This window comes from Streptomyces sp. NRRL S-118 (genome assembly GCF_000716335.1).
Classification (GTDB): Bacteria; Actinomycetota; Actinomycetes; order Streptomycetales; family Streptomycetaceae; genus Streptomyces.
In genome coordinates this window covers 26,725-38,913 of sequence record NZ_KL591025.1, presented here as the reverse complement: position 1 = coordinate 38,913, position 12,189 = coordinate 26,725, and the positions used below count along the sequence as shown (strand labels likewise).

Below are 12,189 nucleotides of genomic sequence, written 5' to 3'. Positions count from 1 at the left end.
CCTGTTCATCGGCTACGCGCGGGCCCCGACCGCCGACCAGGACCCTGATCATCAGATCGACGCACTGCTGAGGCAGATGTCGACCGCGACCGCATCCACGTCGACACCGGCGACACGTTGAAGGTCGCCAGGCTCGGCCGGCTCTCCCGCTCGGTGCTCCACCTGGTGACCCTCGGCGCGGACCTGCGCGAGCGCAGCATCGGCCTGCACGCCATCGAGCAGCCGCCGGTCGTGGTCGGGGCGAGCTCGGTCCCCCCGGGACGGCACCCGCGCGGCTATGCGTGTTCTTTACCTTTCGGCGGGGTTCATCCCAGCCCGTACGGCTACGCGGAACACGTCGCCGTCAGCGGACACCGGGGACGGCTCCGGACGTGCTCCTGTTCCGGCCGCCGGCGACAAGCATGACAACCGGCACGACAACCGAACCGCTCCGGAGCACCGGCAGTACCGGCGGCACCGGGGCCCGGGCGACACCGTCGACGTGAGCCGACGCACCCGCGCGGGGCATGTGCGCTCCCGTGCGGCCGATTGCGAAGGAAGCCATGAACCGACACCGGTACCACGATCCCACCACCGAGCGGCAGGCCCGCCTGCTGGGCTGGGTGAGCCTCGGCCTGGGCGCGGCCCAGCTCACCGCTCCCCGCGCGGTCTGCCGCCTCGCGGGGGTGGACGACTCGACCACCGCACGTAACGCCGTCCCGCTGGTCGGTGTGCGCGAGCTGGCGCACGCCGTGCTGCTCCTGGGCAGTGACAGGCCCGCCCCCCTGGTGTGGACCCGCGTCCTCGGGGACGCCGTGGACCTCGCCGCGCTGGGCCGGGTAGTCGCCTCCCGAAGCGGTGGCCGCCGCGTCCGTGCGGCCGCCGTCACGGCCGCCGTGGCCGCCATCGCGGCCGCCGACGTCTACACGGCGTCCCGCGCCCTGCGGAACAGGAACGCCGCTCGCAAGGGAGCGGCCGGCAAGGAAGCGGCACCACTGGAGGTGCACGCCTCCGTCACCGTCAACCGGCCCCGTACCGAGGTGTACCGCTACTGGCACGACTTCACCCACCTCCCCACCTTCATGACGCATCTGGACTCGGTCGAGTACGACGACGGGCATACGCACTGGAAGGCGCACGGTCCGATGAAGCGCACCGTCGAATGGGATGCCGAGGTCGTCGAGGACCGCCCCGACGAGCTCATCGCCTGGCGCTCCACCACTCGTGGCGGCGGAGTGGACAACGCCGGGACGGTGCGGTTCAGCGACGCCCCGGGGGACCGCGGCACCGAACTGCACGTGGACCTCTCCTACCGGCCACCCGCGGGCAAGGCGGGCGCCGCCGTGGCCAAGCTGTTCGGCGAGCACCCCGAGCAGCAGGTACGCGACGGTCTGCGCCGCTTCAAACAGGTCCTGGAGACCGGCGAGGTCGTCCGGTCGGAAGGCAGCCCCGAGGGAACCCACGCCCTGCGCCACGCCAGGCAGCGCCCTGCCCAGCCGCTCAAGGCCTGAGTCCGGCTTGAGTCCGGGCGAAGCCGGACGTGCCCGGGCGAAGCCGGACGTGCGGAGCCGGCGTGCGCAGCCGCCGCGCCGAGCCGAAAGGAGAGAGCATCATGAAGGCCACCTGCTGGACGGGACGCAACAGCGTCGAGGTTGTCGACGTCCCCGACCCCAGGATCCTCAACTCCCGGGACGCCATCGTCCGGGTCACGTCCACCGCGATCTGCGGATCGGACCTCCACTTGTACGACGGGTACGTCCCCACCGTGAAGAAGGGCGACATCCTGGGCCACGAGTTCATGGGTGAGGTCGTGGAAGTGGGCAAGGACGTCTCCAACCTCGCCGTGGGCGACCGGGTCGTGGTCCCCTTCCCCATCGCGTGCGGCCACTGCTGGGCCTGCGAGCACGACCTGTACTCGGTGTGCGAGAACTCCAACCCCAACGCGGGACTCGCGGAGAAGGTCATGGGGCACAGCCCGGCCGCCATCTTCGGCTACTCCCACATGCTCGGCGGCTATCCCGGCGGCCAGGCCCAGTACGCACGGGTCCCGTTCGCCGACATCGGCCCGGTCAAGATCGAGGACGAACTGCCCGACGACAAGGTCCTGTTCCTCTCCGACATCCTGCCCACCGGATACATCGGCGCGGAGATGTGCGACATCCGGCCCGGCGACACCATCGCCGTGTGGGGCGCGGGCCCGGTCGGGCAGTTCGCCGTCGCCAGCGCCTTCCTCCTGGGCGCGGAACGCGTCATCGCCATCGACCGCTTCGACTACCGGCTCCAGCGGCTCCGGCGGCACACGGGTGCCGAGACGCTCAACTACGAGGAGTCCGACGTCCTGGAGGCGCTGCGGGACATGACCGCCGGACGCGGGCCGGACGCCTGCATCGACGCCGTCGGCATGGAGGCGCACCACCCCACCGGTCCGGTGCACGCCTATGACCGCGCCAAGCAGGCCACCCACATGGAGACCGAACGCCCGCACGCCCTGCGGGAGGCGATCCTGTCCTGTCGCAACGGCGGCACGGTCTCCGTCGTCGGCGTCTACGGCGGGCTGCTGGACAAGTTCCCGATGGGTTCGCTGATGAACCGGTCCCTGACGCTGCGCGGCGCGCAGTGCCACGTCCAGCGCTACACGAAGCCGCTCCTGGACCACATCCGCAGCGGCCGGATCGACCCGTCCGTCGTCATCTCCCACCACATGCCCCTGGAGCAGGCCCCGCAGGCCTACGAGATGTTCAAGCACAAGCAGGACGAGTGCAACAAGGTCGTGCTGACTCCCTGAACCGGCCTCAGGCCCCACGCCGCATCAAGCGCCGGCACCGAACGGTGCTCCGTGTCCGCCATGTCGTCCGGGTTCGCTCGTTGTACGTCGTGTCGTCCGGGTTAGCCGGGTTCGCCGTGTTGTGGTCGGGTCGCCGAAGGCGAGTCTTTCCGGCCATGCCGCAGCCCGGCGGGATTGCCGGACCGGATCCGGGGCACCAGCATGCAGACCCGAGCTCGGCTGCCCCCCGACCGTGCCGAGCCAAGGCCCCGCCGCACCCCCCGCGGCGGGGCCTTCCCCTGGCGCGGGACAGGAGCCGAAGAGCTGCCGGGTCTCCGGCCTAGCTCCCGGAGTCACCGAGCCGTTGACGGCCCGCAGGGCTGCGGTCGAGGACGTGCAGGAGGGGGGAGAGGAGCCACAAAGACCAGTCCGCCCGCTCCGCGTCCGCGCTCTCGGGCCGGTCGTTCAGGGCGGCGACGGTGCGGCGCAACAGGCCCAGTCCGCCCATCAACAGCCGGGGCCCCGGACGCAGGGCGAGCACGGAGCCCACCTGGCCGACGAGGCCCGGCCACTGGACCTGATGGGACAGGAGCGCGGTGAGCCGGATCGCGGCGGTGATGGAGGCGCGGTTGCCCGGCAGGTGCTCCCGTAACAGCTCGACGAGCGGCCGGGCGATCGTACGCTCCGGCTCGAGGACTCCGAACTGGACCGCGCAGGACCGGCCGAAGTCCGCGACAGCCGCCTCGTACCGCTGCTGGTAGACGTGCACGACGCCACGGCCCAGCAGCGCCCACGGCCACGCGTGGCCCTCGGCGAGCGCACGGTCGAAGTCCTGCCGCGCCTCGGTGAGCCGGCCCGCTTCCCATCGCAGCCAGCCCCGCATGGCGAACGCCATCGACGCGGCACCGTCCAGCTCCGCCGCACGGTCCAGGTCGGCGAGGGCGTCGGCGTCCCGGCCGCCCAGGCCGTGCAGCGCCCAGGCGCGGAGCGTGTAGGGCCAGGCGCGGCTGCGGGGACCGTCCTCGGCTTCGTCGGCCAGCGCCCGGCCGACCTGCTCCAGGGCTTCCGCATGCCGCCCCAGGTCCAGCAACTGGTCGGCGAGCAGGGCCCGGTACCAGGAGGAGTCGGGGCCCAACGCGGCAGCGCGGGCCATGTCGCGCACGGCCTCGTCCCACCGCTTCAGCCGCCACCGGCAGCGCGACCGTTCCGCGTGGGCCTCGGCGTACTCGGGGTCCACCGCCAGGGCGCGGTTCAGATCGGCGAGCGCCTCCTGGTGACGGCCCCTCGCGTTGTACAGCCTGGCGCGGCCGACGAGGGCCCAGTCGTGGTCGGGGTCGAGCTCGACGGCCCGGTCGAAATCGGCCAGCGCTTCGTCGTGACGTCCGGCCGTCACGGCGATGTGCCCCCGGTACGCGTGGTTCCGGGCGTGGCCGGGCGCGATGCGGATGGCGTCACCGAGGTCGGCGAGCGCCTCCTCGGGGCTGCCCGTCCGCTGGTGCGTGAAGGCACGCTGCACGAAGGCGTCCTCGCACTCCGGGTCGAGGACCAGCGCCGCGGTGAAGTCCGCCAGCGCCTGCTCGTACCGGCCGGCGGCCCCGTGGGCCCGGCCGCGGACGAGACGGGCGTGCAGTTGTCCGCCGGAGGTCAGGCCCGGGTGGCCGAGCAGGGCGTCGAGGGTGGCCACGACCGGAGAGCCGTCGTCCCGGGACGCGGAGGTCAGCCGGGCGCCCCACCCGGCGAGGCAGCCGTCCGCGGTGTCCGTCCCGGCCTGCGCCAGCAGCTGCGCCCAGCGCCGGGCCGTGCCGTTGCCCTGCTCGCAGGCGTGGACGACCGCCTCCAGCGCTTCGGGCAGGGCCCGAGGCGGATCGGCGCACAAGCGGTGGTACGTCTCGTTCAACCGGTGCTCGCGCCACGCCGCGTCGTCCCAGCGGCCCGGGCCCGGCACGCTCTCCTCCCGCTGCTCCCGCCAGGCCCCGAAGGTGCGCGCGAGCGATTCGTGCGCACCGCGCCAGCGGGCGGGGGACTGGGTGCGCTGGAGCCGCAGCATCGGGGAGCGCACGACCTCGTGGTACCTGCACCGCCCCGCCTGATCGGTGACGAACGCCAGCCGGCGCACCCACGGGTACAGCTCCGCGGCCTCCGGCGGAGCGACGGCACGGAAGACGTCCTCGTCGAACTGGAGCGGCAGGGCGCACGCCAGGGCAGCGGCCCTCCGCGACGGCTCCGTCTCCCACTTCAGGAACCGCTCCACGGCGGTCCCCGAAGGGTCGCCCACGGACCCGGACGACGCGGGGCGCGACTGCGCGAGGGTGTGCACCAGAACGGGGAGCCGGCCCGACAGGCGCAGGACGACCTCGACGACCTGCTCGTCGATGACCCCCTGCACCGTCAGCAGCGCCCGGGCCTCCTCCTCGGTGAACACCTCCAGCGGCACCTCGGTGACCAGATCGAGCCAGTCGCCCCAGCACCGGGCGTCCAGACGTCCCTGACCGGACAGCACGATCTGCACGTTGGCGGGCAGCGCGCCGTGCACCTCGCCGAAAGCGATGTCGCGCAGCCACTCGTCCAGCACCGGGCCGGTCCGCTCGTACACGTCGAAGAACAGGACCACCCAGGGCCGTCGCCGCGCGGCCTCGGCCAGATCCTCCAGGAACACCGGCGTCAGGCCGCGCACCGGGTCGACCACGAGACGTACGTCGTCGTGGGACCGCATCCGCGCGCCCAGGGCGGCCCGCAGCCGGTCCGCACCCAGCGCGACCTGCGACGGGTCGACCGCCCCGGCGAGCGCGCCCACCACCGGCACCATTCCGAGGCCGGTCAGCCCGACCTGCGCGGCGACCAGCCCCGGCAGGGAGGCCGGGGGCGGCTGAGCGGCGCCGCCCTCCTGCGCGGCCGTCTGCGCGCCCAGCTCCAGCTGCGCCTCATGGGCGCGCTGCCGGAACGTCGCCAGCAGTTTGTCGAACCGCCGCAGCTCCAGGCCCTGGCGTCCCAGGCGCTCGCCGACCGCCTCCATCACTTCCACGGGACTCTGCGCGGCGTCGTCGAGGTACGCCGTCGCCGACCCCAGCTCGCGGGCGGCCGCCTCCCACTGCCGTACCAGCGAGGTCTTGCCCACCCCCGCGTGTCCCCGCACGTGGAACAGGAACGTGCAGTCGTCGGCCACCGGATCACGGGCGAGGTTGTCCCGGAACACGCTCATCTCGCCGCGCCGGCCCACGAACCCGCTCCGGCGCCGTCGCCGTGTCAACTCCTGCCGCGAAGGCCGCTGCTCCGCCATGCCGCACCACCCCCGGTCGGCCAGTATGGCAAGACACCCCTGCCCCCCGGGGCCGTCCGCGGCAAGGCGGACCCCCCCCGTCAGCCGGGGGGCGGCACGGGGGGCTCGGACCGGACGCGGTCCCCGCGGGCATAGGCGCGGCCGATCGGTTCGGTGCTCAGCCCGTGCACCACGATGCTGACCATCACGGTGATCACCATGACGCGGCTGATGAAGTCACCACTGACAGCGGGCAGCTCGACCGCCGCGAGGAGCCCGAAGACGATCGAGGTCGCTCCTCTGGGTCCCATCCACCCCAGGAACAGCTTGTCGCGCGGCGTCATGCCGGTGCCCGAGAGCATCAGCAGCACCGGGACCATCCGGACCAGGGTCACGGCGACGACGGCGTACAGGACCACGGAGAGGTGGAAGCCGTCCCAGAACTCGTCGTTCACCATCTGCCCGAAGAGGAACCACAGCGAGAGGGACAGCAGCGTGACCAGGTCGTCGGTCATCTCCACCGCGTCCCGGGGAAGGTGCGGCATGGCCGGTGCCAGGCAGAGGCCGGCGACGAAGGCGGCGACGAAACCGTTCCCGCCCAGCGCCACGGACAGGCTGTACGAGGCCATCGGCACGGTCAGCACACCAAGCCGTGTCGCCGCGGGCTGCGTCCAGCCGTGCGCCCAGGACCGGCGCAGCAGCCAGCCGGCCACGTAACCGATGACCGAACCGGCGGCGACGGCCCACGCCGCCGAGACCACCGCCCCCAGCAACGCCTCCGTGTAGTCCTCGCTCCTGGTGTGCGAGGCGACGGCCGCCGCGACGCACAGGAGGAACACCGGGGAGATGATGCCGTCGTTCAGACCCCCTTCGACGTTGAGCACGTCACGCAGGCGCGCCGGGATCCGCCGGTCCCGTACCACGGCGGAGGTCGGGGCCAGGTCCAGGGGGACGACGACGGTCGCCAGAGCCGCCAGCACCCACCCCGGCTGCTCGGGGAAGAAGGCGAGGGCGGCGAGGAACGCGGCGCACAGCGTGAGCGGCAGTGCGCCGCCGAGCAGACGGGCGACGGTTCCCTTCTCCCTGCCGATGACCCCCGGGGGCACCTCGGTGGCGTCGACGAAGAGGATGAGTGCCAGGACCACCTCCACCGCGTGCTCGAGGGAGGCCGTGTCGAAGTCGAAGCGGAAGACCGGCTCGTCACCTCGGGTGAGCAGGATGCCGGCGACCATCATGGCGATGGGTGCGGTGATGCTCCAGCGGGCGAGCCGGTGCGACACCACGGCCCAGGTGAACAGAATGCCCGCGATGACGGTGACGGCAAGCATGACGTCCTGCGCTTTCCGGCTGGGCCCTTCCCGATGTGCGCAGCTTAGGGCCGGACCCCGGCCGGACGCGCCCGCGCGCCGGTGCGGCGAGTCGGACACTCCACCGGGCCGAGCGTCGCGGCACCGCCGCCCGGTCGCGGCCCGACATGCCGGCGCAACCGCACGCGGGGGCAGGGGCCGCGCTCAGACGAGCAGCGCGGCGGCCGCCGCCAGCAGGTCCTTGTTGTGCCCGGTGACGTCGCGCTCCGTCGGACGGTGCACCTCGTCCGCCTGGACGCCGAGGTCCTCGAGCGGGACGTCGACGTTGCCGCGTGCCCGTGTGGCGCGCCGGAGCGCGACGCGGAACCCGGCGCCGCGCGGCAGCTCGGCGAGCAGCTCCGGCAGCCACACGCGCAGCATTTCGTGCGTCCAGACGTTGGCGCCGCCGGCACCGGTCCGCGGCGCGGTCCCGAGCACGGGACCGAGACCGTTGTCCTGGAAACCCGCGGCGAAGACGTCGGCGGCCGAATAGGAGAGTGCGTCGGTGATCAGGACCTTCGGGCCGGCGTGGCGCGGCAGCCCCGCGGCGATCGCCTCCGGGTCGGTGAGCGGGAACCCCTGAGAGTACGCCTCGCCCGTCTCCACCGCCGCGCGGATCGAGCCCGTCCAGGGACGGAAGCCCGGGCCGGCCCGGGCGAGGGCCAGCGCGGCGCGCGTGGTCGGCAGCGAGAAGCTCACCGGCACGACCGGACCGCCGCTCAGGACCTGCAAGGCGGCCTCCGCCGCCGGGACGTGGCCCCCCGGATTGCCGCGGATGTCCACGATCAGCCCGCCCGCCGGGGCGCCTGCCGCGATGTGCGCCACCTGCTCGGCGAACACCCGCGCGCCCGGGACGTTGAACGAGAAGATGCGCAGGTACCCGTACGACCGGCCGCGGAAGCGCACCGTCCGGTGGTCGACGACGCTGCGGAGGGACCGTGGGGCCGAGCGCCGCGCCGGGGGCGGCGCGAACAGCGCACGCTTGACCTGGCGGGTGGCCTCCCGTCCCGCGTCGATACCGAGGCTCGTCGCCAGCGTGGGGACCGGATCCTGCGCGCGCCCCGCATGCCGTTCCGCGGCGCGTACGCGCCACGGGACACGCGTCTCGCGGCGCCGGCCGTCCGTGGCGCGGTAGGACAGCAGCACCCAGTGCTCGTCGGGCGGGGGACCGGTCCGCAGCGGGCGCAGCGCCAGCGACTCCAGCCCGCGGGCCAGGCGCGCGTCGAGGTGGGAGCCCGCCTGTGCGGCTGCGTTGCGCTCGACCGCGCGCTCGATCGGGACACCGTTCCAGGCTTCGAGCTCGGCACCGACGTCGAAGCCCGCGTGGACGAGGGAAGCGTCGATCTTCGAAACGATGTGGTGCGGCGTCCCGTCGGAGTCGGCGTAGCGCTCGACGAGGAAGCCCAGCGCGGCGACATGGCCGCGGTACGGGTCGGGCAGCTGGTAAACGGTGTGCAGGTCGCGCAGGCTCCGGAAGACGTCCGCCAGTTCGGAGTGGAACTGCAGCTCGCTGAGCGGCGGAAGACGGCGCTCCAGCAAGCGCAGGCGCTGGACCGGGTCGATGGCGTGCATCGCCCGCTTGAGCGGCAGGTGGACGTAGAGCTCCTCGAGCAGGACGCGGGCGGCGGCCACGAGCCGGTAGCGGTCCGCGAGCGGCAGCGGGTCGGCCTCGACCCGCGCCAGGAACTCGCCGAGTCCCATGGATCCCGGCAGGCTCCGGTCCGGCCGCGCCACCGCCGGGCTCATGGGTAGTAGTCCGCGAGGTGCTGGAGCTGGGGCACGCCGCTGCGTGCCACCGCGGCGAAGTAGGCCGCGTCGTGGGTCAGCGGGTCCGGGCGGGGGACGACCAGGTCCGGCGGGACCTCACCGGCGGCGGCGAACAGCCCCGTGTCGCCGTCCGGCATGTCACCGAAGAGCGTCAGCGGCGCCTCGGGGTCGTCGAGCGGCCCGCCCCACTCCGCGAGCGCGTCCTGTGATGCCCGCCAGGCGGCGACCGGGTCGTCGCGGACCGCCTCCAGCGCGCGTTTGACGCCCGGCCAGTCGAGCTGGGCGTCGGTGCGGCCGGGCTGACGCACCGACACGCGACGCCTCAGGCCGGCCACCGTGATCGTATCGGTGTCCGTGGCTTCGGCGGCGGTCATCAGCGCGGGCGTCCCGTAGAACGGCCGGCCGCGCACCGTCACCAGTCGTACGTGGCGCTCGGTCGCGTCGATCAGGTTGCGGTAGGCGTCCCGGGCCGGCTCGTGGCGCTCGAGGACGAGCAGGTCGGCGGCGTTGCCGTGCTGAAGCCGCCCGACATGCGGTCCCCAGGCGGTCGCCAGCGCGTCGCCGGGGTTCGCGGTGACCATGTCGCACAGGTCCCGGTCGTCGAAGTGACTTCCGAACTCGTGGCGGTTGACCGCGTCGGCCACCTTGAGCTCGCCGAGCACGTGCTTGGTCCCCGACGGTGCCCAGTCGGAGCCGAGCGCGATGCGCAGCCCCTTCCTGTGCGCCTCGGCCACCTGCGTCGTGTCGTGGTAGAGCCAGTAGTTGGAGAACGGGGACCATACGACGGTCCCCTGCTCCTCCGGGCTGATCGCCGTCACCGCGTCCTGCCACTTCCCGAAGTCGGCCGGGGCCAGGGCAGTGGCGTGCACGCCGATGAGCCCGGGCTTCAGGCACGGCTCGAGCTCCTCGAACTCGCGGCGGACGATCGACCCGCTGCTGCCCTCCGCGACGTGGTAGATCAGCAGACGCGTGCCGTCGAGCCGGGGCGCCCGCTCCTCGCGCAGCACCTCCGCGTCGAGTTGCAGCGCCGCCGTCATCACCATGTCGGTGCCCGCCGGCAGCTTCTCGTTGTCGACGATCCGCAGAAGCCATCCGTCGACCGCCCGCGTCGAGTGAGGGGCTCCCTGGATGGACGTGGTGCCCCCGATCAGCGCCTTGACCTCGACGTACTTGATCAGCGCCTCGGGCGCGGCCTGACCCAGCACCTTGGCCGGCCAGGTGACGGACGTGGAGTAGTCGGGCGTCCGCTGCTCGCCGACCCACCGGTCGTGGTGCAGGTAGGGGACGCCGACCGCTTCCCACAGCGGGAGCGTGTTGTAGGCGATGTGGTTGTGCAGGTCGATCAGGCCCGGGAAGATCAGCGCCCCCGTGTCGATCCGCGGCGCGTCCGGGAACCCGGCGGGTGCCGCCTGCCCGGCCGGCCGCACCGCGGCAAGGCGGCCGTCGTCGCCGACGTACACGGAGCCGGGGTCGAGGATCCTGTGGTCGCTGTCGCAGGTGACGACCGTGCCGTCGAGTATGAGCGCCATCAGCTCCGTGCCTCCCGGGTCGGCGTGCGACCGTCGCCGGCCGCGAACCGACGACCTCGTGCACGGTGCGGGCGGCCGGCCGGACGCATGTCTCTCGCGCGGGCAGCCCGAGCGTCAGGGCGTCGGGGGGCCTGCCGGGTTCGGCCTCGGGGGCCTGCCGGGGTCCGGCGGGCCGGGCCGGTCTTTCCTTCAGCGGAACACCGCGTGGCGCTCCTCGCAACTCGTGACGGGAACCGCCCCGCCGCGCGACGTCCACGGCCGCGGGATGGTGACAGGCCGCCGTACGCCGCTGTCCCCGCGGCGCCGGGTCAGGAAACCGTCGCGGGCGGTGGGGTCCAGCGCCGTGTGGGAGGGACGGCCGGGTCGATGCCGTAGTCGCTCTTCAGGTGCTCGGGGATGGCGTAGTGCATGACGCGGCCGCGAGTCAGGGCGGACAGTTCGAGGATCGTGGTGAGGTGCCCGAGCCGGTCCAGGGCCCAGGCGCCGCAGGGAGAGCGGTCCTCGATGGACTCCAGTACACCGAGCAGCCGTGGCGCGGCCTTGACGACGGTGTCCCAGGTGGTGCGGGGCACCTCCAGCCAGTCGGCGCAGGTGTCGCCGATGAGGTAGCGGATCAGCGCGGAGACGACGGGGTCGAAGAAGGTACCCGGGACCACCTCCTCGTACAGGTCGATCAACTGCCTCGTGAGGTGGGCGCCTTCGGTACTCGGGCCCATGTGGCGCAGCATGTAGAGGTCCAGGAACCCGCGGGCTTCCTCCACCGTGCGGGGGACGGCCTCCTGGTCGACGCCCAGCATGGCTCCCACGACGCGCCAGGCGTAGTAGTAGGCCTCGGCGCCTTCCGTGCTCATGTGGATGCCGAGCCGGTGGAGGGTGTCCAGGACGAGCAGGGAGAAGAACATCTGCCCCCCGATCATGTCCTCCTGGCAGATCGGCACCCCAAGGGCCTCGCTGTCCCAGTGGTCCCCGCGCAGCAGGTGATGACGGATGGAGGCGTGCAGCAGACGCACCTTCTGGGCGGCCGGGATGAAGCGGCTGCCGGCCTCGAAGGCGTCGGGCTGCATGAGGTGCACGGTGAACTGCCCCGTCTCCGCCATCCGCTTGGAGGGATAGTGCAGTCCGTGGGCCGCCGACAGCAGCCGTGCCACGTGCGGGACGACGTAGCAGGCGGGCATCGAGGCGAAGGACAGGGCGGTGGAGATGTGCACGTTGTTGTCGATGAAGAACAACCGGGCCTTCTCCATTTCGGCCCAGTCGACCCAGCTCGGAGGCGCGGCGGTCTCCCGGAGGTAGGCGCGGGCCACATCGGGCAACCCGTCGGGCAGCGGGGCGCCGGCGGTGGAGACGTAGCGCATCAGGGTGTTGAACTTCCCGACCTCCCCCCGTTCGAACAGGGTGGCCACGACCGCGTCGGCGAGCTCGTCGCCGCTCTGCCGCAGTACGTCCATCGATGCCTCGGTGTACATCATCACGCTCTCCTCGAAGTGGCCCGCCGCTCCGGCCGCCCGACGGACGGGGACGGGGACGGCGGGCGGCGGGCTCGAACTG

The 12,189-nt window shown here is 72.9% G+C and carries 7 protein-coding genes; 2 read left to right on the top strand and 5 right to left on the bottom strand.

Annotation, left to right across the window (positions count from 1 at the left end; all coding sequences use genetic code 11):
* Nucleotides 1-542 precede the first annotated feature (542 nt).
* Both IH00_RS0130490 and IH00_RS0130485 read left to right on the top strand, forming a co-directional pair.
* Nucleotides 543-1,490 (top strand): SRPBCC family protein, encoded by a 948-nt coding sequence (locus IH00_RS0130490; RefSeq protein WP_031079227.1) that lies wholly within the window; start codon nucleotides 543-545, stop codon nucleotides 1,488-1,490.
* A 101-nt stretch (nucleotides 1,491-1,591) separates the two neighbouring features.
* Nucleotides 1,592-2,764, top strand: a complete 1,173-nt coding sequence (locus IH00_RS0130485) for a zinc-dependent alcohol dehydrogenase (protein WP_031079225.1) — start codon at nucleotides 1,592-1,594, stop codon at nucleotides 2,762-2,764.
* Between the two features lie 319 nt (nucleotides 2,765-3,083).
* Here the strand turns inward: IH00_RS0130485 and IH00_RS0130480 are convergent, their stop codons facing one another.
* The 5 genes from IH00_RS0130480 to IH00_RS0130460 form a co-directional block, all read right to left on the bottom strand.
* Nucleotides 3,084-6,020 (bottom strand): tetratricopeptide repeat protein, encoded by a 2,937-nt coding sequence (locus IH00_RS0130480; protein WP_078888041.1) that lies wholly within the window; start codon nucleotides 6,018-6,020, stop codon nucleotides 3,084-3,086.
* An 80-nt stretch (nucleotides 6,021-6,100) separates the two neighbouring features.
* Nucleotides 6,101-7,327, bottom strand: coding sequence for a cation:proton antiporter (locus IH00_RS0130475; RefSeq protein WP_031079221.1), 1,227 nt, complete (start codon nucleotides 7,325-7,327; stop codon nucleotides 6,101-6,103).
* 183 nt (nucleotides 7,328-7,510) lie between these two features.
* A complete protein-coding gene (locus IH00_RS0130470) occupies nucleotides 7,511-9,091 on the bottom strand; it encodes a S41 family peptidase (protein WP_078888040.1) in 1,581 nt (526 codons plus the stop codon).
* On the bottom strand, nucleotides 9,088-10,641 hold the full coding sequence (locus IH00_RS0130465; protein ID WP_031079217.1) for an amidohydrolase family protein: 1,554 nt from the start codon (nucleotides 10,639-10,641) through the stop codon (nucleotides 9,088-9,090). The genes IH00_RS0130470 and IH00_RS0130465 overlap by 4 nt, the downstream gene beginning before the upstream one ends.
* A 308-nt stretch (nucleotides 10,642-10,949) precedes the next feature.
* The gene (locus tag IH00_RS0130460) at nucleotides 10,950-12,110 is read right to left on the bottom strand and encodes an oxygenase MpaB family protein (RefSeq protein ID WP_031079215.1); all 1,161 of its coding nucleotides are present in this window, start codon (nucleotides 12,108-12,110) and stop codon (nucleotides 10,950-10,952) included.
* Nucleotides 12,111-12,189: the final 79 nt, after the last annotated feature.

What these genes read in the sequence shown, in the direction of transcription:
- IH00_RS0130490 (WP_031079227.1), top strand. Translation starts at nt 543, where the DNA reads ATGAACCGACACCGGTACCACGATCCCACCACCGAGCGGCAGGCCCGC.
- IH00_RS0130485 (WP_031079225.1), top strand. Translation starts at nt 1,592, where the DNA reads ATGAAGGCCACCTGCTGGACGGGACGCAACAGCGTCGAGGTTGTCGAC.
- IH00_RS0130480 (WP_078888041.1), bottom strand. Translation starts at nt 6,020, where the DNA reads ATGGCGGAGCAGCGGCCTTCGCGGCAGGAGTTGACACGGCGACGGCGC.
- IH00_RS0130475 (WP_031079221.1), bottom strand. Translation starts at nt 7,327, where the DNA reads ATGCTTGCCGTCACCGTCATCGCGGGCATTCTGTTCACCTGGGCCGTG.
- IH00_RS0130470 (WP_078888040.1), bottom strand. Translation starts at nt 9,091, where the DNA reads ATGAGCCCGGCGGTGGCGCGGCCGGACCGGAGCCTGCCGGGATCCATG.
- IH00_RS0130465 (WP_031079217.1), bottom strand. Translation starts at nt 10,641, where the DNA reads ATGGCGCTCATACTCGACGGCACGGTCGTCACCTGCGACAGCGACCAC.
- IH00_RS0130460 (WP_031079215.1), bottom strand. Translation starts at nt 12,110, where the DNA reads ATGATGTACACCGAGGCATCGATGGACGTACTGCGGCAGAGCGGCGAC.